This is a genomic window from Streptomyces sp. NPDC058469 (assembly GCF_042721125.1).
Lineage (GTDB): Bacteria > Actinomycetota > Actinomycetes > Streptomycetales > Streptomycetaceae > Streptomyces.
The window spans coordinates 1-22504 of the sequence record NZ_JBHXME010000180.1 but is presented as its reverse complement, the minus strand read 5'-3'; the positions used below and the strand labels follow the sequence as shown (position 1 = coordinate 22504).

Genomic DNA, 22504 nt, shown 5'->3' with positions numbered 1-22504 from the left:
CGTTCGAATGGAACGAGGGGCCCGTACCCACTCTGACCTGCTGTGCAAGCGGTGCCCTCGGCAGGATTCGAACCTGCGACACCGGCTTTAGGAGAGCCGTGCTCTATCCCCTGAGCTACGAAGGCGGCTGGTCAGCGGTGGTGCCCCGTCCCCCGCACTGGTGTTTGGGCGGACGACGCGGCGTACCGACTACTGGCCAAGGACAGGGTAGCGGATGTGGGCGGACGCGAGTTGCGGGGATGGGGGGTACGGGGATGGGGGGGTGCTGATCGGTCGAGGGTGCACAAGGGCCGGTTGGCCGCGCCGGCCCGACCCCGGGTCACCCTCCGACGAACCCCAGCCTCCGCAGCTCCTGACCCAGCACCGGAGCCAGCGCCCCCGCATAGGTCTCCGCCATGTGGCTCTCGTCGCGGTAGACGAACGTGTCGTCGACGGCCACGGGGCAGCGGCCCGAGTGGGGGCAGAGCCAGGGCTCGGGGTCGATCACGGTGGCTCCGGCTCGGTGTGCGCCCTGGCGGTTGGACTCGCGGAGGGTGGGGTTCTTGATCGCGTCGTGTTGGTCCGGCTCGCATTTCTGCAGGCTGAGGGGGTGGGTCGACGCGCACTCGACGGGGTCGCCGATCGGCCACGGGGTGTCGAGCAGGACGGCCACGTGGTCGGCGGCGCGGACCAGGCGGTCGTAGACGCGCTCGTAGCCCGCCGTCCAGTCCTGTCGCGGGTTCTTCATCGGTTTCAGCGGGGTGGCCACCTCGGAGGAGGAGGCCAGGACCAGCATCGGGTGCAGCCGGGCGATCCGTGCCAGCGCGTCCTTCCGCCAGGTGTCGCACGAGGTGTACGGGCCGTGGCCGTTGATGGTCGTGATGTCGGCGGTCTTGCAGGACGACTTGGTGAGGGAGACCAGTTTCCAGCCGTATTGGCGGCTCAGCCGTTCCAGCGCCGGAAACCACTGGGCTGCATGGGAGTCGCCGTAGAGGACGACGATCTTGGTCGCGGTGGGGTCGCCGTAGACGCAGGCGGGGGAGCGGGTGCCGGTGTAGTCGACGTGGCAGTTGTCGCGGTAGACGGCCGAGCGCTTCTTCTTGATGTCGGCGAGTTGCGGTGTCAGGTTGCGCGGCAGTGCGGTTGTGGAGGTGGAGGTGGTGAGGAGGGTGGTCAGGCGGGACATCGGGTTCGGTGCCCTCGTCAGGGTCGCGGTCAGGCCGGGTGCGCGGGCCGTTGAGCTGATCGGTGGCGGGAAGGACGTCGAGACGAGGGCGACGGACACTACGGTCGCGGACAGGCCGAGGCCCAAGGCCACCGCCGTCGTCGGTCTGCGGCGCAGCGCCGCGCTGAACCGGACCGGGTTCTCCACCAGGCGCAGGCTCGCCCAGGCCAGGAGCAGGGCGACCGCGCACAGCGCGAGGTTCAGCCGGAGTCCGGCGGGGCGGCCCAGGGCCGCGGGGCCGATCATCAGTAGCGGCCAGTGCCACAGGTACCAGCCGTACGACAGGTCGCCCAGCCGGGCCAAGGGGCGCAGACCGATGGACCCCGATGGGGCGCGGCAGCCGCCCGCGATCACCAGGGCCGCTCCGAGGACCGGCAGCAGCGCGAAGTGGCCCGGGAACGGGGTGTCGGCGTCATACAGGACCGCTGCCGCGGCGATGCCTGCCAGCCCCAACCACATGCCGGAAGTGGCCAGTTGATGGGGGACGCGCTCCAACGCTCCTGTGCCGAAGGCCAGTAGGGCGCCGACGCCCAGCTCCCACAGCCGGGTGTGCGGGCCGAAGTACGCCCAGGACGGGGAGGTTTGGGTTGCCCGGACACCCAGGACGTACGAGACCAGGCACAGCGCGCCCAACGGCAGGGCCCGCAGCCACCGGTGTCGGAGCACCTTCCAGCTGATGAGGAGGAGGACCGGCCACAGGAGGTAGAACTGCTCCTCCACGGACAGCGACCACAGGTGCTGGAAGGGCGACGGCGAGCTTCCCTCGCGGAGATAGTCGGTGCCCGATCGCGCCAGGTCGACGTTCACGAAGTACAGGGCGCCGGCCAGCGCGTCGTGCATGAACTCGGCGTAGCGGATCTTCGAGGCGAAGAGCCGGCAGCCGGCGATGGTGGCCAGCGACACCAGGGTCGCCAGCGGGAGGATGCGCAGGGCGCGGCGGGCGTAGAAGCGGCGCAGGGAGAGCGAGCCGGAGCGGTCGGCCTCGCGGAGCAGGCCCGAGGTGATGAGGAATCCGGAGATCACGAAGAAGACGTCGACTCCGACATAACCGCCGGCGACGTACGGGACTCCGGCGTGCGCCAGCACCACGAGCGTGACGGCCAGGCCGCGCAGGCCCTGGATGTCGGGCCGGAGTGGCGGCTTCGACGGAGGGCCGGGGCGGCCGGCCCCGTACGGTGGTGATCCGCCGGGGCGTCGGTCCGGCGCCGCGTGGCGCGGTGGACCGGCGGTCGTGGGAGTGTGCGTCATGCCTGGAACTGTCCGCAGGACAGGGGGAGTTCGGGTGACCCGCGCCACACTTCTCCCGGAATTCGAGGGGCTGTGCGGGGCTGGTGCTGTCGTGACGTGACGCGGGTCACCGCAGCGCGGTCCCGGCGGCGGACAGGGAAGGGTGTGGAGAACTCACTGCGTGCCCGTGTGCGAGCCGGGGATCCGGACGCGTTCAGGCACCTCTTCGACGAGCACGCCGCCGTGGTCCACCGGCATGCCGTACGGATGACCGGCAACTGGGGCACGGCCGACGACATCGTGTCGCTGACCTTCCTGGAGGCATGGCGACTGCGCGAGCGCGTGCTTCCGGGTGAGGACAGCCTGCGCCCGTGGCTGCTGGGGATCGCGACGAACGTCACACGCAACACCGCGCGGGCGGCGCGAAGACACCAGGCCGCGCTCATCAGAGTCCCGCCCCCCGATCCCGTGCCGGACTTCGCCGACGAGGTGACGCAGCGCCTGGCCGACACCGAGGAACTGGCCGCCGCGCAGAAGGCATTGAGCACGATGCGCCGCGGGGAGCGCGAGGTGTTCACCCTCTGCGTGTGGGAGGGCCTGGACGCCGCCACGGCGGCCGAGGCCCTGGGCGTGGCCGTCGGCACCGTACGGGCCCGGCTCTCGCGCGCGAGGAAGCGCCTGCGCAAGCTCACCGAACTCGAACTCCGGCGCGAGAACGGCACGTTGAAGAACAGCGAAGTGCAACGCCCGGCCGCGGTCGGACAGTCACCGGGTAGCCGCCACCAGGCGGCTCGGTCCACGCAGGAGACGAAGCGATGAACACCAACCCGCTACGACGCGATCAGCCGCTCGATCACCACGAGTTGGCCGAGTTGCTGCCCGCGCCGGGCCGTCCGGTGCTCGCTCAGGACCGCCACCGCGTACTGAGGGAACACCTGATGCAGCACATCACCCGCGAGCACGAGACCATCCACGAGCAGTCCGCTACGACGACCACCTCACGTCCGTCCCCCGCCCGCCGGCGCCTCGTTCTCGTCGCCGCGCCGCTGGCCCTGGCCGCCGTCGTGGGCCTGGGTGTGGTGGCGGTCGACAGCGCGCAGGGCGGCAAGCACGGTACGACCGCCGCGGGCGTCACCGCCGCCGACCAGCAGAAGGCCACGCAACTGCTGGACCGGATCGCCCTGGCGGCGGCCGACCACCCGGCGGTCACGGCCGGCGACGACCAGTACATCTACACCAAGTCCCAAGGATCGGCGGCTGAGTTGGGCGTCGACTTCAGCAGTGCCGAGGAACTCGCCCAGCACAAGGGGACGTTCACGCCGAAGGCCTACAACGGGGCCGTCCGGCAGGAGCAGTGGAACTCCGTGGACGGCAAGCGGGACGGTCTGCGCAAGGGCGTGGCGGTCGCCGACCCCTCCCAGAAGATGACCATGGACATGAAGGGAACCGGATACCTGACCTTCCGCCAGCTCCAGGCCCTGCCCACCGACCCCGACGCGCTGCTGAAGAAGTTCTCCGGGGACGCCGGGAACGTAACGGCGGCCCGCCGCACGGAAGTTGTGGCCGAGAACCTCGGCGCGATCATCGACGAGGCCACCCTGCTCCCCGACCTCAGTGCCGCGATCTACCGTGCCACCGCCAAACTCTCGGGTGTGACCGTCGTCGACCACGTCAAGGACGCGGCGGGCCGGGAGGGCGTCGGCCTCACGTTCAAGGGCGCCCCGAAGGGCTACGCCTGGGTCTTCGACGCGTCGAGCCTCGTCTACCTCGGCACAACCGACGCCGCCCTCCTGGGAGTTGGCGTCACGGACAAGACGGGCGAGGCACCGGTCAGCTCATCCTGAGTGAGCAGCCCGGGCCCCGGGTCAGGACGCCGACACCCTGGTGAAGCGGCCCGCCACCCGTAGGTCCGCCTCGATGACGCCCGCCGTCGCCGTCAGCTCGGGCAGGACGTCCCGGACGTACTCCGCGACCGTGCGGCCGGTCACATGGGCCGCCGTGTTCAGCGCGGCCACCACCCGGCCCGTACGGTCGCGGACCGGTACGGCGATCGAACGCAGCCCCGCCTCCAACTCCTCGTCGACCAGGGCGTATCCCCGCGTACGGACCGTCTCCAGCGCCGCGGCCAGCGCCGCCGGGTCGGTCAGCGTGCGCGGGGTCAGGGGGCGCAGCTCGTGTTCCCTCGGCGGTGCGTCGGCCAGCAGCACCCGCCCCAGTGCCGTCGCGTACGCCGGGAACCGCGTCCCGACCGCGATGTTCACGCTCATCACCCGACTCGTCGCGACCCGGGCCGTGTACTGGATGTCGTCGCCGACGAGGATCGCCAGGGACGCCGACTCGTGGATGCGGGAGGCGAGGGCGGTGAGGTGGGGGAGTGCCAGGTCGGGGAGGGTCGTACGGGACAGGGGTGGGAAGCCGAGGGACAGCACCCCGGGTGTCAGCGTGAAGCGGCGGTCGCCCGACGGGGTCACCAGGCCCAGGTGTTCGTACGTGATCAGGGCTCTGCGGGCTGTCGCTCGCGCCAGGCCCGTCGCCTGGGCGACCTCCGTCAGGGTCAGTTCGGCGCGGCCCTCGCCGAACGCCGTCAGGACCGTCAGACCGCGGGCGAGGGACTCGACGAACTCCCGGCCCAGTTCCTGCTTGGACGCGCCCGTCCAGGTCGCGAGTCCGGAGGGGGCGGCGACGGACTCGCCCCGCGGAGCCTCGCGCGCATCCTCCGCCAGGTCTTCCTCCATCGTCCGTACCGCCGAACGCAGCCTGGGCAGAAGGGAGTTCCGCAGATCCTCCGCCGTGTGCCGGCTCGTATGGCTCACGACGCTCGCCACGCACGCGATCCGGCCGGTGCGGGGGTCGCGCACGGGCACGGACACCGCCACCAGCCCCGGTTCGATCAACTGGTCGTCCAGCGCCCAGCCGTCCTGGCGTGCCTGCACGGCCCACCGCTCGAAGTCGGGCCCGGGCGACGACCGTACGGGAACGGCGGGAAAGCCTTCGTCCGTCGGATCCGCTGCCCGCCGCTCCCGCCAGCGTCGCCAGTCCGCGTCCGTCCACTCCGTCGCGAACAGCGGTCCCGGCGCGGTGCGTTCGGCCGGCAGCAGGTCGCCGATGCGGAAGCTGAGGGACATCGCGCGGCGGCGGGTGGCCTGGTGGATGAAGCGGATACCGTCCCGGTCGCCCACTGCCAGCGACACCGACTCGTCCAGCTCGTCGGCGAGGGCGTCCGCGCGGGCGTCCAGGACGGAGGGCAGGCGCAGGGCGGCGAGATAGGCGTTGCCCAGTTCCATCACCCGAGGGGTGAGAACCGCGTCCCGGCCGTCGAGACGGACGTATCCCATGCGGGCGAGCGTCGCGGTGATCCGGTCGACCGTGGAACGGGCGAGCCCGGTGGCCCGTTCGAGCCCGCTGAGGCTCAACACGCCGCCCGCCTCGGTCAGTTGACGCAGGACCGCGACCCCGCGGATCAACGGGGCGACCGCCTCGGCGGGCACGGCGGCGGCGGGGTCGGCCAGCGTGGTGTCAGCGGCGTCAGTGGGCATCGACTCTCCGGTACGGCGATCTCGGCAGCCCTACGGTAAGCCCGCGTCCGACGCTCGGATCGCCGACGGCGCTGCGGTGGGCCCGGGCGCCAGACCTTCGCCGCCGCCGAACCTGCGACACCGGCTTCAGGAGAGCGGTGCTCCATCTACTGAGCCATGTCTGCCGCGCCTGCCCGCCTACCTGTGCCCCCGCCCCCGTCCCCCTACCGCGTCCGAGTCACCGTCACCCGATAGTCCCCCGCCGCATCGACCCCCGTGACCGCGACCCGGATTCCCTTCCCCGGGTCGTTGAAGGTCTCGCCCACTCCGAACGGCGCGTCCGACAGTTCCGCGTGGACGTTGGGGCTCCGGGTGCAGCCTCCGCTGTTCCGGTGCGCGTCGTACACCTTCACCGGGCCCAGGCCCGTGTCGATGTCCGCCTCTACCTTGTAGATGAGGATGCCCGGGCGGCACACCGCCTCGTCGTTGCCCTCGCGGGTGCGCAACTCCAGGGCGTAGCCCGTCCGCCGGTCGATCGGGACGAAGATCAGCTTCGCGTCGCCGGCACCGGTGCCGACACCGGTGCCGGCACCACTGCCGCTCCCCGTGGCCTCCGCCCGCTCCAGCGGACTCAGCGTGTACTCCGTCGTCCCCCGGGTCATCGCACAGCCCACCTGGGACGGATCCAGCCAGCCGAGCTTCCACTTGTGCCAGCCGAGGAAGTCGTTGTTGGCGCCCCAGTCCTCGCTCATGATGTCCCAGTGGCCGACCGCGCCCCCGCCCTCCTGGGTGTAGAGGTCGGGCAGGCCGAAGACGTGGCCGTTCTCGTGGGGGAGGACGCGGTAGCCGGTCTGCGAGTAGGAGCCGGAGCCGTCGTCCTGGCGGGAGTAGACGAAGGAGGCGTTGGAGACGGGGACGCCGTCCGCGACCGGGGCCTCCGTGTTGCCGGCGAAGGTCACCGACAGGACGGTGTCGAGGGCGGAGGGGCCCGCGTTCGGGGTGACCAGGACGTTCAGGAGGTCGTACTGGCGGAAGTCCACGGTCGGGTCCGCCGCGGCCACGATGTCCTGGACGAACTGCCGGTACCCGGGGTCGAAGGGCGCGCCGCGCTCTATGCCGTAGGACTTGAAGGGCTTGGGCATGCGGAGCCAGTGGGTGACCGGGGTTTCGGGGCGGTAGTCGAGGCGGCCGTAGGAACTGGCGGCGAACCACTCCTGGGTCTTGGGGAAGAACTCGTGGTAGCGGTCCATGGCGCTGCCCTGGCCGGGGGCGTCGGAGAAGTCGACCATCAGGGTCAGGGCGTGCACCGTGCCGGTGGAGCGGGAGTAGCCGCCGGGGGTGGGGATGCCCTCGGACATCTGGACGTCGACGGGGCCGTTGATCATGCAGGGGCCGAGTGCGGAGGTGCGGGCGAGTGAGACCGGGCCCGCCGCCGTCATGGCGCCCGGGGTGAGGTGTCCGGTACCGGCAGAGGTGCTGACCGCGAGGGTCAGGACGGTCACGGACGCGAGGGCGGCCACGCGGCGCGGGCGTATCCGACGGCTGGGCTGCATGCAGGGACCCTTCGCGCCAACGGCAGCCGCCGGTCTCCGACTGCACCCTTTCGATCACCCTGTGTCGTGTGCCGCGAGGGCGCGCGCTGGAGGAGACCGACCGTGTGTTTCTCGCTGGTAGGGGGCCGAACGGGGCGCCGAGGGGAAGCGCCGAGCGGAGATCCAAACAGAGATCCACTCGAATGTGACTCAGGTCACATCGAAACAATCGCGGAGGTGGAAATAACCGGGGAGCGTCTCCCCGTTTAGCCATGTGTCCGAGTGAAACGGGGAGTCCCTCCCCGGATCGCCCTCAACAAGCCAAGGAGCAAGCCGTGACGACCGCGACCCCCGTACAGCGAAAGGTGACCCGGCCGCGCGCCGACGCTTTGCGCAACCGGGAGCGGATCGTCACCGCCGCCCGCGAGATGTTCGTCGAGTTCGGCCCCGATGTGCCGCTCGACGAGATCGCCCGCCGGGCCGGCGTCGGCAACGCCACGCTCTACCGCAACTTCCCCGACCGCGACGCCCTCGTCCGCGAGGTCGTGGTCTCGGTCATGGACCGTACGTCGGAGGCCGCCGAGCAGGCGCTCACCGAGACCGGCGACGCCTTCGCCGCTCTGGAGCGCTTCGTACACGTCTCCGCCGACGAGCGGATCAGCGCACTGTGCCCGATGATCTCCAGCACGTTCGACCAGTTCCACCCGGACCTGGAAGCCGCGCGGGAGCGGGTCGAGCAGCTCATCGACGAGGTCATGGACCGGGCCAGGCGGTCCGGGCAGCTCCGCCCCGATGTGGGTGTCGGTGACGTGATGGTCGCCGTGGCCCAGCTCAGCAGGCCGCCGGCCGGCACCGGTTGCCTCAGCGCCGACCGCTTCGTACACCGACACCTGCAGTTGTTCCTGGACGGACTGCGGGCCCCGGCCCGCTCGGTCCTGCCCGGCACGGCCGCGACGATGGAGGATCTCCGGCAGCCCTGACCGATTAGTTAGGCGCTTCACGCCCGTCTCATCACCAACAAGCTTCCGGCTCTCGTCGCTGTGGCAACCGATCAACGGTGACCAGTCGTCCTGTCGACGAGCCGTCCCCGATCACGTCCTTCTTCCGTATTTTTCCGTCACGAAGTCCCGAAGTGGGTACCACCATGTCTGAAACAGCTCGAAGCGCCCCAGGCGCTCTCGACAAGGCCTCCGAGGCCGCCGAGCACGAAGCCCATTCCAACCGCTGGAAGGCGCTCGCGTTCATCGCGCTGGCCCAGCTGATGGTCGTGCTGGACGCGACCATCGTGAACATCGCCCTGCCGTCCGCCCAGACGGACCTGGGCATCTCCGACGGCAACCGGCAGTGGGTCGTCACGGCCTACGCCCTCGCCTTCGGTGGACTCCTCCTCTTCGGCGGCCGTATAGCCGACCTGTGGGGGCGCAAGCGCGCCTTCGTCGTCGGTCTGACCGGCTTCGCCGCCGCGTCCGCGCTCGGCGGTGTCGCCACCACCGGCGCGATGATGTTCGGCGCCCGGGCCCTCCAGGGCGCCTTCGGCGCACTGCTCGCGCCCGCCGCGCTCTCCCTGCTCGCCGTGATGTTCACGGACGCCAAGGAGCGCGCCAAGGCGTTCGGCATCTACGGCGCGATCGCCGGTGGCGGCGGCGCCGTCGGCTTCATCCTCGGCGGTGTGCTGACCGAGTACCTGGACTGGCGCTGGACGTTCTTCGTGAACATCCCGTTCGCGATCGTCGCCGCGCTCGGCGCGTACTTCGTCATCCGTGAGCCGGAGGGCGGCCGCAACCGCAACCCGCTCGACATCCCGGGTGTCCTGCTCTCCACCCTCGGCCTGGTCTCGCTCGTCTACGGCTTCACCCGCGCCGAGTCCAACGGCTGGGGCGACTCCTCCACCGTCGCGCTGTTCATCGCGTCCGCGGTCCTGCTGGTCTCGTTCGTCGTCGTCGAGGCGAAGGTCAAGGCCCCGCTGCTGCCGCTGCGCGTGGTCACCGACCGCAACCGCGGCGGTATCTACCTCTCGCTCGGCATCGCCATCATCGCGATGTTCGGCACGTTCCTCTTCCTCACCTACTACCTCCAGGTCGTGAAGGGCTTCACGCCGATCAAGACCGGCTTCGCCTTCATGCCGATGATCGTCGGCATGATGGTCGGATCCACCCAGATCGGCACCCGGCTGATGACCCGCCTGCCGGCGCGTCTCCTGATGGGCCCCGGCTTCCTGGTCGCCGCGGTCGGCATGCTCCTGATGACGCAGCTGGAGATCGGCTCGGCGTACGCCTCGATCATCCTGCCCGCGATGATGCTGCTCGGTCTCGGCATGGGTACGGCGTTCATGCCGGCCATGTCCCTGGCCACCCTGGGCGTCGAGCCCCGGGACGCGGGTGTCGCCTCCGCGATGGTCAACACCTCGCAGCAGGTGGGCGGCGCGATCGGTACGGCCCTGCTGAACACGATCGCCGCGTCCGCGACGACCGCGTACATCAAGGACCACATCGCCGGCGCCGGGACCTCCAAGACCCAGCAGCAGCTCGTCGCGCTGCAGGGCCAGGTGCACGGCTACACCAACGCCATCTGGTTCGCCGTCGGCATGCTGGTCGCGGCCGCGGTGATCGTCTCGGTCCTCGTCAACGCAGGCAAGCAGGGTTCCGACCCGGTCGCCTCCGGTGACGGTGTCGAGGAGGAGTTCAAGATCCCGGTCGTCGCCCACTGACGACGCCCGGCCCGGTCGTACCCCCTTCGCACCATCCGTACGTACGGGGAAGGGGACGCCCCGTGCGTACGACTCCCAGGAACTGCCCTGGTTCTCCGCTGAGTTGAGCGGCTCAGCGGAGCCAGGGCAGGTCCGCACCCGCTTCGTTCGGCTGAAGTCCCTCGGTGACGATCTCCATGATCTCGCCGAGGGACTTCTGCTGTTGTGGGGTCAGCCGCTCGAACAACGCCTGCCGTACGGCGGCCACATGGCCCGGCGCGGTGCGGCGGAGCACGCCGTAGCCCTCGTCGGTCAGCACCGCGAACTGGCCGCGCTTGTCCGAGGGGCAGTCCTCGCGGCGCACCCACCCGTTCTTCTCCAGGCGCGCGATCGCGTGCGAGAGACGCGAGCGGGTGATCTTCGCGTTCATGGCCAGCTCGGTCATCCGCAGCCGGCGGCGCGGGGCCTCGGCGAGCTGGACGAGCAGGCCGTAGTAGATGTGCGGCATGCCCGCGTCGCGCTGGAGCTGGCGGTCCAGATGGTCCTCCAGGAGGGTGCTGGCGTGCATGTAGAAACGCCAGACACGCTGCTCCTCGGCGGTGAGCCAGCGGGGTTCGTCGGAGGGTGCCGCTGCGTCAGCGAGTGCGGGTGCCGTGTTCATGCACTCCACTGTACGAGAGCTCTCCTTGAAGGTTAAACAAACGGGGCGTAAGCTCTGACGTAGGAAGTTTGAGAGTTCAAGCACAAGAGATCCAGCGCAGAGCCCGACCCTGGGGAGTGACCGTCATGTCCACCGCCGCACCGGAGCGCATGCCCGCCCTCTATCTCAGCCACGGCGCGCCGCCCCTCGCGGACGACCCGATCTGGCCCGGCGAACTCGCCGCCTGGTCCGCCGGCCTCCCCCGCCCCAAGGCGATCCTCATGGTCTCCGCCCACTGGGAGGAGGCCCCCCTCGCCCTCGGCGCCACCGACCCGGTCCCCCTGGTCTACGACTTCTGGGGCTTCCCCGACCACTACTACCAGGTCCGCTACGACGCCCCGGGCGCCCCCGAACTCGCCGAGTCCGTACGGAAGTTGCTGCGCGCCCCGGGCATCCCCGTGCAGGACGTCCCGGACCGCGGCCTCGACCACGGGGCGTACGTCCCGCTCGTCGAGATGTTCCCGGCCGCCGACATCCCGGTCCTCCAGGTGTCGATGCCGACCCTCGACCCGGCGAAGCTGATGGACATCGGACGCAAGCTCGCCCCTCTGCGCGACGAGGGCGTCCTGATCGTCGGCTCCGGCTTCTTCACCCACAACCTCGCCGCGCTGCGCCACACCGGCGGGGGAGTGCCCACCTGGTCCTCCGAGTTCGACGACTGGGGCCGGCGCGCGCTGGAGTCCCGCGACTGGGACGGCCTGCTGGACTTCCTCCACAAGGCCCCGGCCGGGCGCTACGCCCATCCGCGCACCGAGCACTTCGCCCCGCTGTTCGTCGCCATGGGCGCGGCGGAGGCGGGCGGCGAGCTGGACACGCGGGAGTCCGTGAACCCGTCCGTGATCGACGGGTTCTGGATGGGGATGGCGAAGCGGTCGGTGCAGTTCGGCTGACGCTCTTACAGGTCCTTCTCGTACCAGGCGACATCCCAGTAACGGCCGAACTTGCGGCCCACCTCCCGGTGGGTGCCGATGTACCGGAACCCGAAGCGTTCATGCAGCCGCGTGGACGCTTCGTTGGGCTGTGCGATGCCCGCGTACGCCCGATGCACGTCCTCGTCCGCCAGGGCCTCGAACAGGGCCTTGTAGAGCAGCGTGCCGATGCCGCGGCCGCCCGCCTCCGGGGCGAGGTAGACCGTGACCTCGACCGAGGTCGAATAGGCGGGCTTCACCCGGTAAGGGCTGGATGTGGCGTAGCCGAGGATTCGCTGTGAGTTCGCTTGGAGTGCCCCGTCCGTGGCAACCATCAGGCGGTATGGCCCGTCTTCAGGGTGGGAGAGCAGCCAAGGGCGGCGCTCCTCCGGAGAGAAGGCGGCGGTGTCAAAGGTGATCGGCGTCTCGCGTACGTAGTGGTTGTAGATGTCCGTGAGGTAGTCGAGGTCACTCTCGACTCCTGGCCTGACCTGCACCTCTGTACGTTCCGACGACATCGTTACCCCCTCGTGGCCGGACAGGGTACTGCAAGATCAGAAAAATAGGGGAGCGGGTTGGGAATTCTGTCCGGATTCCAGTCGTTGTTTCCATCAGATGCAGGGCACACGAGAAGAGTGCCAAGGCATCAGACGAACACCTGCTGACCCTCCCCCAGTGCCAAAGGGCCTGGGGGGACCCCCATTCGCAAGGGAGCACGCATGGCAACCCGTGCCGTCGCCCGTCGTAAGTCCGCCTCCGGCGAGACCTCCGGCGTGGCGCGCAGTGTTCGCGCCCATGGCGGCGAGATCGCCGACCGCGACCTGGTCGGCATGTATCTCGACGAAATCGCGCGCACACCGCTGCTCGACGCCGCCAAGGAAGTCGAGCTTTCGCAGACCATCGAAGCGGGCGTGTTCGCGCGCCAGGTCCTTGAGGGCGAGGAGAAGTCCCAGGCGGACGCCTCCCGCGCAGAGCTTGAGGCCCTGGTCGCCGAAGGGGAGCGTGCCAAGGACGTCTTCATCCGTTCCAACCTCCGCCTGGTCGTGGCCGTGGCCCGCCGTTACCCCCGTAGCGGCCTTCCCCTGCTCGACCTGATCCAGGAGGGCAACGCGGGCCTGGTGCGCGCGGTCGAGAAGTTCGACTACCGCAAGGGCTTCAAGTTCTCGACGTACGCGACCTGGTGGATCCGCCAGGCCATCACCCGCTCCATCGCCGACCAGTCCCGGACCATCCGCCTGCCCGTCCACCTTGTGGAGGAGCTGGGCCGGATCCGCCGGGTGCAGCGCGAGTTCAACCGCAAGAACGGGCGGGAGCCCGAGCACGCGGAGATCGCCGCCGAGCTGGAGTCGACCCCGGAGCGCGTGACGAACGTCCTGGACTGGGCCCGTGACCCGGTCTCGCTGAACATGTCGGTGGACGACGACGGAGACACCCAGTTCGGCGACCTCCTGGAGGACACCTCCGCGGTCTCGCCCGAGCAGTCCGTCATGACCCTGCTGCGCAGCGAGGAACTGGACGACCTGATCGGCCGCCTCGACCAGCGCACGGCCTCCATCATCAAGATGCGGTACGGCATGGAGGACGGCCGGGAGCGCACGCTCACCGAGGTCGGCAAGGAGCACGGACTGACGCGCGAGCGCATCCGCCAGATCGAGAAGCACGCACTGCTGGAACTGAAGAAGCTGGCCAGCCAGACCGGCTTCGACGCGGCGGCGTAAGCGGCCGTGAGCGCGGCGGGAGCTGCGCCGGGGCGTGAGCCCCCGGCCTCCGGCCCGGTGGACGCGGGGGCGCGTACGAATGAGGTGCGCGCCGCGCCGCGTACGCCTGGTGGCGGGAGACCGCGCGAACATGGCTGTGTAACGCCGCTTCAAGCTGCTGGGCCTTGGGAACAAGACTTCCGAGCCCAGGAGTTCGGATCCGGGGCCATGCCCCGAGACCCCCTGAGCCAAGTCCCGACGCACCACCCCCCCCGGCGCCGGGACTCTCCCGAACCGGGCTTCGGCGCCTACCCCCCAGGCGTCGGGGCCCGGTTCTTTTCGTGGGCCGGTTGTCTCCGGGGTGCGGGCATGCGGGGTGGATTCGGTGCGGGCGCGCGGACGGGTGTGACGCGGGCGCGCGGGACGGGTGTGACGCGGGCACGCTGGGACGGCGGGGCACCCCGTACCTGAACCCCGGGGTGGCCCGCCGAATGGCAGATTGTGCCACAGAGGCATAGCCTGCCGATGTGAGCAGCCCCACTCCAGCACCAGATTCCACCCCCGCACCGGATTCCCGCCCCGCCTCCCCCTCCGCACCGCTCTCGCTGACCGAGCGGCGCAAGGCCGAGACCCGGATGGACATCGCACGGGCGGCGGCCGGACTCTTCGTGAAACACGGGTTGCGCGGCACCCGCGCCGAGGACATCGCCCAGAGCGCCGGGATCGCACCCCGCACCTTCTACCGCTACTTCGCCACCAAGGAAGAGGCCGTCGCCCCGCTCTACGCGGCCGGCGCCCAGCGCTGGGCGGAGGCGGTCCGCGCGGCCCCGGCGGCACTGTCGGTGCCGGAGGCCCTGGAACACGGGGTCCGCCACACGCTGACCCCCGGGGTGGGCGTCTCCATCAACTCCTGGACCTGGGTCCGCACCCTGATCGGCATGGCCGAATCCAGCCCCGCCCTGCGCCGGGTGTGGGCGGAGGTCTGCCAGGCCTCGGAACGCACCCTGGGCGAGATCCTCGTGGAACGCGTCACCAAGGGTGACGACACCCTCGCTGGCCCGGTTCCGTCCGTGACCTCCCCCGAACTGCGCTTCGCCGCCGCCGTGGCGAGTGCCGCCGTACGCACGGCTGTTGAGGGCTGGGCGTCCGGGGAGGCGCACGGGGGCGGGGTGGCGGGACCGGCGGAACCGGCGCTGCGGAATCTGCGGGCGTTGCGGGACTTTCCCTGGGGGGAGTTGGGGATGGCGTGAGGTGCACGGGCCGCCTTGGGGTGCGGCCCCGAGGTCGGAGGGGCTCACGCACCCCGAGGCTCACCCCTGCTGTCCGCCCCCGCCCCCCGCCCGACTCAACCGTTCCCCCAACTCCCGTACGCACCGCACCAGTTCCTCCGGCTCCTGCACCGTGAACTCGCACCCCAGCATAGCCAGCCGTACGGCCAGCCAGTCCACCGCGTCGCCGGTCGTGGCGCGCAGGCGGCAGCTGTGTTCGTCGAGCGGTTCCGGGGTGCCGAGCCAGGACGGGATACGGGTCGCGACGACGTCGGCGGGGGCGGCGAAGGTGACGGCGTACTCGTAGGTCTCCTGACGCCGGTGCATCGACTGCCGTAGGTACTCCGCCGCACTTCCGGTGGGCAGCTCGCGCGGGGTGAAGCGTGCCCCGGTGGCGAAGGGTTGGCTCACCCGGTCGACCCGGAACGTCCGCCAGTCCTCGCGGTCGAGGTCGTAGGCGACGAGGTACCAGCGCTGCCCGGTCGAGACGAGGCGGTACGGCTCCGTCAGGCGGCGGGACTCGGTGCCGTCCTTGGCGCGGTAGGCGAAGCGCAGCCGCTCCTGCCCGGCGACCGTCGAGGCCATCACGGTCAGCGTCTCGGGGGCGATGCTCGCGCCGTCGCCACTGGTCAGCGGGGTCGTGGCGGCCTGGAGTGTGGCGACCCGGTGCCGTAGGCGCGAAGGCAGTACCTGTTCAAGTTTGGCCAGTGCCCGTACGGACGCCTCGTCCACGCCCTCCAGCGCGTGGCCGGCGCCCGCGCGCAGGCCGACCGCGATCGCCACCGCCTCCTCGTCGTCCAGTACCAGCGGAGGCATCGCCTTGCCCGCGACGAGCCGGTAGCCGCCGTCGGAGCCGAGCGTCGCCTGCACGGGGTAGCCGAGTTCGCGGAGCCGGTCGATGTCCCGCCGGACCGTGCGCCGGGACACCCCGAGCCGCTCGGACAACTCGCCGCCGGGCCACTCGCGGGGCGTCTGCAGGAGGGAGAGGAGCTGGAGGAGCCGGGCCGGGGTGTCCGTCGTCATGAGCTCTCCGTCGTTGTCATGGGGTCGTCGTCATGGATTCGAGGATGCCGTAGAACTAGGACACGATCTGGCCTAATGGGGTCGTAGCTTCTAGCCATGACCTCCACCGAAACCCTTGTGGACAGCCCGACTCCCGCGGTCCCCGTGGCCGCCGCGGGCGACCGTCGTCGCTGGTTCGCCCTCGCGATCGTGATGACCGCGGCCTTCATGGACCTCGTCGACGTCACGATCGTCAATGTCGCGATCCCGTCGATCCAGCGGGACGCGGGCGCCACCTTCAGCCAGATCCAGTGGATAACGGCCGGTTACGCGCTCGCCTTCGCCGCCGGGCTGATCACCGGCGGGCGGCTCGGTGACATCCACGGCCGCAAGCGGCTGTTCCTCGTCGGGATCGGCGGCTTCACGCTCGCGTCGGCCCTGTGCGGCTTCGCCGCGAACCCGGAGATGCTGGTCGCCTCGCGCATCCTGCAGGGCGGGATGGCGGCGATGATGGTGCCGCAGGTGCTGTCGATCGTGCACGCCACCTTCCCGGCGCACGAGCGGGGCAAGGTGTTCGGGCTGTTCGGCGCGATCGTCGGCCTGGGCGCGGTCTCCGGTCCGCTGCTCGGCGCCCTGCTCACCGAGTGGAACCTCTTCGGCCTCGAATGGCGCCCGATCTTCCTGATCAACCTGCCGGTCGGTATCGCGGGCCTGATCCTGGGCCGTCGTTTCATCACCGAGTCCAAGGCTCCGCGCGCGCTGAAGCTGGACCTCGTCGGCGTCGCCCTGGTCACCCTCGGCCTGCTGATGCTGCTCTATCCCCTCACCCGGGGCGACGAACTGGGCTGGCCCGCCTGGGGGTTCGTGTCGATGTCCGGCTCGATCGGGGTCTTCGTCGCGCTGGTGGCGTACGAGAAGCGGAAGGCGGCGCGGGACGGTTCGCCGCTCGTCGAGCTGTCGCTGTTCGAGGTGAAGAGCTTCGCGGCCGGTATCGCCGTGCAGACGGTCTTCGGCATCGGACTCGGCATCTTCTTCCTCGTCTGGACGCTGTACATGCAGATCGGGCTGGGCTGGAGCCCGCTGCGGGCCGGGCTGACCGGCGTACCGTTCTCGATCGCCGTCTCCGTGGCGGCCGGGATGTCCGTGCAGAAACTGGTGCCGCGCCTCGGCGGACGCAATGTGCTCCAGGCCGGCGCGCTGGTGATGGTGGTGGGCGTGCTGCTCTACCTCTGGGAGTCCGACCGGTACGAACTGGCCATCGCCTCCTGGCAGATGGCGCTGCCGCTCGTCGTGATGGGCGCCGGCATGGGTCTGATCTTCGCCCCGCTGACCGACACGATCCTCTCCGAGGTGCCGCGCGAGCACGCGGGTTCGGCGTCCGGACTCATCAACACCGTTCAGCAGATGGGCAACGCGCTGGGGCTCGGGCTGGTGTCGGTGGTCTTCTTCGGCACGATCGGCGACCGGCTGACCCCGGCCCAGGTGGGCCCGGCCTTCGTGAACGCCTTCCAGAACGCGCTGGGTTGGGTGGCCGGGGTGATGGGCGTGATCTTCCTGCTGATGTTCGCGCTGCCGGGGCGGGGGGCCGGGCAGGTGGCGGCGCAGGCGGCGGCGCAGGCGGCCAAGGAGGTTGAGCCGAGCGGGAGTTGACGCGGTTCGGCACCGCAGGAGTGCGCCCCGCCCCGAGGCAGTACGGGGGCGGGGCGCTCGACGCAAACCGTCGGACGATGGCGTACGCCGGTGTGCGGGGGGAGGCGTACGCGGGGTGGTCCGGCGGGTGGTCCGGCGGCGTACTGCGGACCGAACGCCGTACTACGTACCTGAATGATCGGTTCTGTGGGGAACACGCCGACTTCGGGTGTCTCGGGCGCCCAACTCTCCTGCGCCGCAAGAAAACTGACAGGCCGTGAGTTGAAGGCGGGACGGGCGGGCCGGGCGCGCGTGAGGGGGGGTGTGGGCGCGGCGCCGAGGGCAGTGTCCTTATTCATTAGTCGACCTTTACGATGTGCGGCGGCGAAGTATTGATTTCCGTTCAGGATTCCGTCCGCCGCCCCGGATTCGCCGCATTGTCTGCCGGCCTGAATTACCCCTCGAAAAGAAATCGCTGCGGTAGCGGCCGGTTAATCGAGCGGGCCGGAACGGTCCGCTCCGTCGGTTTTCCGGGGCGCGCTGTCGCCCGATAGGAGATTCGGTCGGGCGGGGGCGTGTTGGCCGAATCTGTTTACTCTTGATCGATGCCGGTCATGTGATAACGCTGTCACGTCACTGTGAGAGGTCGGGGCGTCTCGCTCTCGTTTGTGCAAAGGGGGCAAAAGGTTCGGGTGGGTGGGGCGTCCCGACGGCGTGTACGGAGAGGTGTGCTGTCGGTGACAACCCCCGCTGCCGGGGTTTTCGCGCGACTATCCGCCACTGGGGCCTCGTTGTCGGCGGGCGGGGAGTGACCCAAACGGCATCGGTGGTGTTTACTGGGCACCGGTCTGATCCCTGGTGGGCCCGGACCATTCCGGGAGGTCCTGGGGGTGGTGCCCCGGGGCCTCTCGTTTTTTGCCGCCGGTTCGTTCGGCCGCCATATGCCGGCCACCCGGGAAGAGTGCCGTAGCACCTCCGGAGGGGCGGGCGGATAACCGGGACTGCCCCGATCGGCAATTGCCTAAAGGTGGCTGATTTCCCGTACCAATTACTCGTGATCTTCTGTAATAAAGCCCCATGATCAGGGGTTTCGAGCATGATCAACATTCTGTGCGGGCGCCCTCGAAAACATGACTGGCTCCTCACTCGCGGCGAGGGGTACCGTTTCTCTCGCGCCGTTTCCACCCGCCCGGCCCACACCAGTCGGGCGGTGCCGCACCTCCCGGAACGCTCCGGGCCCACCACCCGGAATCTCGCTGACCAGCGGGATTCCCAAGCGTGAACACACAAGGATCGGACTCGATGCGTACCGTCAACGACGACGGCGTATTCCCGCCGCCGTGCCGCCACCCCCGCGGCGCCCTACTCGTGCCCCCTCGTCACCATCGCCCACCCCAGGGCGTGTACGCCGGTGCGCGCGCCACCACGGCCGTCGGCGCGGGGGAGTGAGCGTGCCCCCGGCCGTGGACCCCAACCGCCCGACCGACCTTCTCCTGGACCACGAGAAAAAGCCTGAGGGGAGCTTCCTGCGGCGCCTGTCGGCCGACGACTGGCGCTTTCTGTTGCAGGACGATCTGCGCGGCCGCAGCTTCGCCCAGGACGAGTACCTGCCGATGGGGCGGGACGACCGGAACGTGTACGTCATCTGGGACGGCGTCGTACGACAGGACCGCTTCCCGCTCGGCGACTGGGACGGCGCCCCCGTCGTCACGCGGTTCCGGGGCGGTGGCCAACTGGTCGGCGAGGCCAAGCTCATCAGCCCCGACTCCGCCGTCCGCACCCGGTGCCTGACCAGGACCGTGGTCATCCCCTGCCGCGCGCGCCGCTTCAACGTCCTGCTGGGCAGCAGGCCCAAGGTCAAGCTCGCGCTCCTGCGCAGCCTTGAGGACCGCAACCGCACCGACGAACTCGTCTACACCCTGACCACCCGGCCGCCCCTGGAGCGCACCAGCAGACTGCTGGCGCATCTCGCCGACACCGCGGGCTCCCCCGACCCCCGGAGGGGCTCCACCACCATCACCGGCCCGGGCCAGAAGGACATCGCGGCCGCCCTCCAACTCGCCGTCTCCACCACGGAGAACGCGCTCCGGACCCTGCGCTACCACGGGATCGTCGAGGCCCGGTACCGCAAGTTCCTCGTCCACGACGTCGACGCGCTGCGCCACCTCGCCGCCGCGGCCTGACCCCGCCCGGCGCACCGTTCCCCTCCCCGCTCCCCTCCCCTCCCCTCCCCGCTCCCGCTCCATCCCCGAACGGATCACCGCATGATGACCAGCGCCCTCCTGGTGCCCGCCGCCGCCCTCCTCGGGTCTCTCCTCACCGCGCTGTCCTACCGGCACCAGAGACAACTCTTCGCCTGGACGCGGAAGATTCGCCGCAAGGACGAGACGAACACCGACTTCGACAAGCCGGCCGAGTGGCTCGGCGACCTCTACAAGGCCCAGTGCGGCCTCACCCGCAAGCCCTGCGTCGCCGACGACTTCGCGGAGATCTCCCGGACCGGCAACATGATCGAGGGAATAGCCGACAACACCGAGGCCGTCCGGCTCGAACTGACGAAGGCCGTCGAGTGTGTGAAGGACTATGTCGCCACCGCCCTGCCCGAGCCCGACCCGGCGGCCGTGCGTGTCGGTGTCCAGGAGCACCACGCCCAGCTCGTCCAGGCCATGCGGCAGGAAGCCGCCCGGGGCGAACTGGTGCGCGCCATCCTCGCCGCCGAGAAGAAGATCAAGGACCTGCGCCACAGCTGACAGCGCACCGCGAGGCACCCTCGAAAAGATCCCTCTGCCCGTTCATGTCCACCTCATGCCCGAACCTGTTTACTTTCCGGAAATCCGGGCGTAGCCTCCGAGCGAATCCACAAGTTCGGGCACAGGTCGGAGGCGAACGGACATGTACGCACCGGAGCGGCAGCAGGAGATCCTCCGGCTGGCCCGTGACGGCGGCCGGGTGGACGTGGTGTCGCTGGCCGAGGAGTTCCAGGTCACGGCGGAGACGATCCGCCGGGATCTGAAGGCCCTCGACCGCGCGGGACTCGTCCGCCGGGTGCACGGCGGTGCCATACCCGCCGGGCGGCTCGACTTCGAGCCGGACCTCGCCGAGCGCGAGTCGACGGCGGCCGACGAGAAGGACCGCATCGCCAAGGCGGCTCTCGCCGAGCTGCCGACGCAGGGCACGGTGATCCTCGACGCCGGTACGACGGTGGCCCGCCTCGCGGGCATCATCCCGCTGGAGGCCGAGCTCACCGTCGTCACGCACTCGCTGCCCATCGCGGCCCGCCTCGCGGACCACCCGGGCATGCAGCTCCACCTCGTCGGGGGACGCGTGCGGCACCGTACGCGCGCCGCCGTCGATGCCTGGGCGCTGCGGGCGTACAGCGAGATCCGCGCCGACGTCGTGTTCGTCGCGGCCAACGGCTTCTCCGCCGAGCACGGCCTGACCACCCCCGACCTCGCCGAGGCCGCGGTCAAGCGCGCGGCGATCGCCGCCGCCCGCCGTGTGGTGCTGCTCGCCGACTCCGCCAAGCACGGCCAGGAGCACTTCGCCCGCTTCGGCTCCCTGAGCGATGTGGACCTCCTGATCTCCGACATCGGGCTGAGCCCGGAAGACGCCACCGCCATGGAGCGCGGCGGCATGGAAGTAGTGCGCGCATGATCCTCACGGTCACCCCGAACCCGTCCCTCGACCGCACTTATGAGGTCCCCTCGCTCGACCGCGGCGAGGTCATACGGGCCACCGGCGAGCGCATGGACCCGGGCGGCAAGGGCGTCAACGTCTCCCGCGCGGTCGCCGCCGCGGGGCGCCGTACCGTCGCCGTCCTACCGCTCGGCGGCGCTCCTGGCGCGCTGGTCGCGGACCTGCTGGACGCGCAGGGCATCGAGGTCGCGCCGGTCCCGGTCGCCGGGGCCACCCGCTCGAACATCGCCCTCGCCGAGGCGGACGGCGTCCTCACGAAGATCAACGCACCCGGCCCCGAACTGACCGCCGCCGAACAGGAGTTGCTCCTGGAGACCGTCCGGCAGCAGTCCCGCGACGCCGACTGGATCGCCTGCTGCGGCAGCCTCCCGCGCGGCCTCGCGCCGTCCTGGTACGCCGAGTTGGTCGCCCGCGCCCACGCCGTCGGCGTCCGCATCGCCCTGGACACCTCCGGCCCCGCGCTCATCGAGGCCCTGCGCGAACGCCCCGACGTCGTCAAGCCCAACGCCGAGGAACTCGCGGAGGCCGTCTCCCGCCCCCTCGCCACCGTCGGCGACGCGGTCAAAGCGGCCGAAGAACTAAGGGAGTTGGGCGCCGGCGCCGTACTCGCCAGCCTGGGCGCGGACGGGCAGTTGCTGGTGGACGCCTCCGGTGCCTGGTACGGCAGCGCGCGCGTCGACGTCGTACGCAGCAATGTCGGTGCGGGGGACTCCTCGCTGGCCGGCTTCCTGATCGCCGGCGGCAGCGGCCCGGAGGCCCTGGCCTCGGCGGTCGCCCACGGCGCGGCGGCCGTCCAGCTCCCCGGCAGCGTGATGCCCACCCCGGCCGACCTGGACCCGGCCGCGGTGACGGTCACGGCGGACGTCCCGGTGGACCGCGTCCTGACGGAGCCCGTGTCATGACGTACCTCGTACCGATCGCATCACCCACGGGACCGGCCATGAAGCGGCGGAACGCCCCGTTACCCGCCGCGGCCGAAGGGAGGCGGGGCATCCCGAGCCGCCCTGTCGCCCGGTGGAGGCGGAGTTTCCCCGGCCCCGCCTCCACCACCTCCACTCCCCGCGACATATCCCGCTTCACCCCAGTCCCCACCCCCGCCCACGGCAGTCCCCGGGCGATACGCGTGCGAAGGAGCCCGCGATGAGCGAGATGATCACCGCGGACCTGGTCGATCTCGACCTGTCCGCCGATACCAAAGAGGCGGCGGCACGTGCCCTCGCCGAGCGCATGGTCGCCCAGGGCCGGGTCACCGACCTCGACGGCTTCCTCGCCGACGTGGCCGCCCGCGAGGCGCAGATGCCGACCGGCCTGGACGGCGGCATCGGCATCCCGCACTGCCGCAGCGAGTACGTCACCGAGCCGTCGCTCGCCTTCGGGCGCAGCGCCGGCTCAACCCGCAGCAGCAGGAGTGCGTCACGCTCCGCTTCCTCCAGGGTCTCT

Annotated in this window: 19 protein-coding genes and 1 tRNA gene; 13 read left to right on the top strand and 7 right to left on the bottom strand. The window is 70.5% G+C overall.

The window, feature by feature from the left end; translation table 11 throughout:
- Positions 1 to 52 precede the first annotated feature (52 nt).
- Both ACFWP5_RS44700 and ACFWP5_RS44695 read right to left on the bottom strand, forming a co-directional pair.
- Positions 53 to 125 (bottom strand) — tRNA-Arg (locus ACFWP5_RS44700).
- 194 nt (positions 126 to 319) lie between these two features.
- On the bottom strand, positions 320 to 2452 hold the full coding sequence (locus ACFWP5_RS44695; protein ID WP_384170674.1) for an acyltransferase family protein: 2133 nt from the start codon (positions 2450 to 2452) through the stop codon (positions 320 to 322).
- A 144-nt stretch (positions 2453 to 2596) separates the two neighbouring features.
- Between ACFWP5_RS44695 and ACFWP5_RS44690 the strand changes: the two genes are divergently transcribed.
- Both ACFWP5_RS44690 and ACFWP5_RS44685 read left to right on the top strand, forming a co-directional pair.
- Entirely contained in the window at positions 2597 to 3250 is a 654-nt protein-coding gene (locus tag ACFWP5_RS44690) for an RNA polymerase sigma factor (protein ID WP_384170672.1), read from the top strand.
- A complete protein-coding gene (locus tag ACFWP5_RS44685; RefSeq protein WP_384170670.1) occupies positions 3247 to 4275 on the top strand; it encodes a CU044_5270 family protein in 1029 nt (342 codons plus the stop codon). Before ACFWP5_RS44690 ends, ACFWP5_RS44685 begins: the two co-directional genes overlap by 4 nt.
- 21 nt (positions 4276 to 4296) lie before the next feature.
- Here the strand turns inward: ACFWP5_RS44685 and ACFWP5_RS44680 are convergent, their stop codons facing one another.
- Together ACFWP5_RS44680 and ACFWP5_RS44675 are read right to left on the bottom strand one after the other, a co-directional pair.
- The gene (locus ACFWP5_RS44680; RefSeq protein ID WP_384170668.1) at positions 4297 to 5967 is read right to left on the bottom strand and encodes an IclR family transcriptional regulator C-terminal domain-containing protein; all 1671 of its coding nucleotides are present in this window, start codon (positions 5965 to 5967) and stop codon (positions 4297 to 4299) included.
- A gap of 203 nt (positions 5968 to 6170) precedes the next feature.
- Complete coding sequence (locus tag ACFWP5_RS44675; protein WP_384170666.1) at positions 6171 to 7499, bottom strand: M6 family metalloprotease domain-containing protein; 1329 nt, start codon at positions 7497 to 7499, stop codon at positions 6171 to 6173.
- Positions 7500 to 7813: 314 nt separating this feature from the next.
- Between ACFWP5_RS44675 and ACFWP5_RS44670 the strand changes: the two genes are divergently transcribed.
- Positions 7814 to 8458 (top strand): TetR/AcrR family transcriptional regulator, encoded by a 645-nt coding sequence (locus tag ACFWP5_RS44670; protein ID WP_384170664.1) that lies wholly within the window; start codon positions 7814 to 7816, stop codon positions 8456 to 8458.
- A 164-nt stretch (positions 8459 to 8622) separates the two neighbouring features.
- The gene (locus ACFWP5_RS44665; RefSeq protein ID WP_384170662.1) at positions 8623 to 10185 is read left to right on the top strand and encodes an MFS transporter; all 1563 of its coding nucleotides are present in this window, start codon (positions 8623 to 8625) and stop codon (positions 10183 to 10185) included.
- Positions 10186 to 10297: 112 nt separating this feature from the next.
- Here ACFWP5_RS44665 and ACFWP5_RS44660 read toward each other — a convergent pair whose 3' ends face one another.
- The gene (locus ACFWP5_RS44660; protein ID WP_384170660.1) at positions 10298 to 10825 is read right to left on the bottom strand and encodes a MarR family winged helix-turn-helix transcriptional regulator; all 528 of its coding nucleotides are present in this window, start codon (positions 10823 to 10825) and stop codon (positions 10298 to 10300) included.
- Positions 10826 to 10950: 125 nt separating this feature from the next.
- Here ACFWP5_RS44660 and ACFWP5_RS44655 point away from each other — a divergent pair, with 125 nt between their 5' ends.
- Positions 10951 to 11754 carry a dioxygenase gene (locus ACFWP5_RS44655; protein WP_384170658.1) on the top strand — a complete coding sequence of 268 codons (804 nt, stop codon included), beginning with the start codon at positions 10951 to 10953 and terminating at the stop codon, positions 11752 to 11754.
- Positions 11755 to 11759: 5 nt separating this feature from the next.
- Here the strand turns inward: ACFWP5_RS44655 and ACFWP5_RS44650 are convergent, their stop codons facing one another.
- The gene (locus ACFWP5_RS44650; RefSeq protein ID WP_384170656.1) at positions 11760 to 12290 is read right to left on the bottom strand and encodes a GNAT family N-acetyltransferase; all 531 of its coding nucleotides are present in this window, start codon (positions 12288 to 12290) and stop codon (positions 11760 to 11762) included.
- A 201-nt stretch (positions 12291 to 12491) separates the two neighbouring features.
- Here ACFWP5_RS44650 and ACFWP5_RS44645 point away from each other — a divergent pair, with 201 nt between their 5' ends.
- A complete protein-coding gene (locus ACFWP5_RS44645; RefSeq protein ID WP_327403364.1) occupies positions 12492 to 13490 on the top strand; it encodes a sigma-70 family RNA polymerase sigma factor in 999 nt (332 codons plus the stop codon).
- A gap of 506 nt (positions 13491 to 13996) precedes the next feature.
- Positions 13997 to 14719 carry a TetR/AcrR family transcriptional regulator gene (locus ACFWP5_RS44640; RefSeq protein ID WP_384170653.1) on the top strand — a complete coding sequence of 241 codons (723 nt, stop codon included), beginning with the start codon at positions 13997 to 13999 and terminating at the stop codon, positions 14717 to 14719.
- Positions 14720 to 14779: 60 nt separating this feature from the next.
- Here ACFWP5_RS44640 and ACFWP5_RS44635 read toward each other — a convergent pair whose 3' ends face one another.
- A complete protein-coding gene (locus ACFWP5_RS44635) occupies positions 14780 to 15760 on the bottom strand; it encodes a helix-turn-helix transcriptional regulator (RefSeq protein WP_384170651.1) in 981 nt (326 codons plus the stop codon).
- Between the two features lie 96 nt (positions 15761 to 15856).
- On the opposite strand from ACFWP5_RS44635, the gene ACFWP5_RS44630 reads away from it, so the two are divergent.
- The 6 genes from ACFWP5_RS44630 to ACFWP5_RS44605 all read left to right on the top strand — a co-directional run.
- Complete coding sequence (locus ACFWP5_RS44630) at positions 15857 to 17389, top strand: MFS transporter (protein WP_384170649.1); 1533 nt, start codon at positions 15857 to 15859, stop codon at positions 17387 to 17389.
- A 1430-nt stretch (positions 17390 to 18819) separates the two neighbouring features.
- On the top strand, positions 18820 to 19551 hold the full coding sequence (locus ACFWP5_RS44625; protein ID WP_384170647.1) for a Crp/Fnr family transcriptional regulator: 732 nt from the start codon (positions 18820 to 18822) through the stop codon (positions 19549 to 19551).
- A gap of 81 nt (positions 19552 to 19632) precedes the next feature.
- Positions 19633 to 20118 (top strand): hypothetical protein, encoded by a 486-nt coding sequence (locus ACFWP5_RS44620; RefSeq protein ID WP_384170645.1) that lies wholly within the window; start codon positions 19633 to 19635, stop codon positions 20116 to 20118.
- A 142-nt stretch (positions 20119 to 20260) separates the two neighbouring features.
- Positions 20261 to 21022, top strand: coding sequence for a DeoR/GlpR family DNA-binding transcription regulator (locus ACFWP5_RS44615; RefSeq protein ID WP_384170642.1), 762 nt, complete (start codon positions 20261 to 20263; stop codon positions 21020 to 21022).
- Positions 21019 to 21966 (top strand): 1-phosphofructokinase, encoded by a 948-nt coding sequence (gene pfkB / locus ACFWP5_RS44610; RefSeq protein WP_384170640.1) that lies wholly within the window; start codon positions 21019 to 21021, stop codon positions 21964 to 21966. Before ACFWP5_RS44615 ends, pfkB begins: the two co-directional genes overlap by 4 nt.
- Before the next feature lie 238 nt (positions 21967 to 22204).
- Positions 22205 to 22504: PTS sugar transporter subunit IIA (locus ACFWP5_RS44605; RefSeq protein WP_384170638.1), on the top strand; the 300-nt coding region annotated here is incomplete at its 3' end.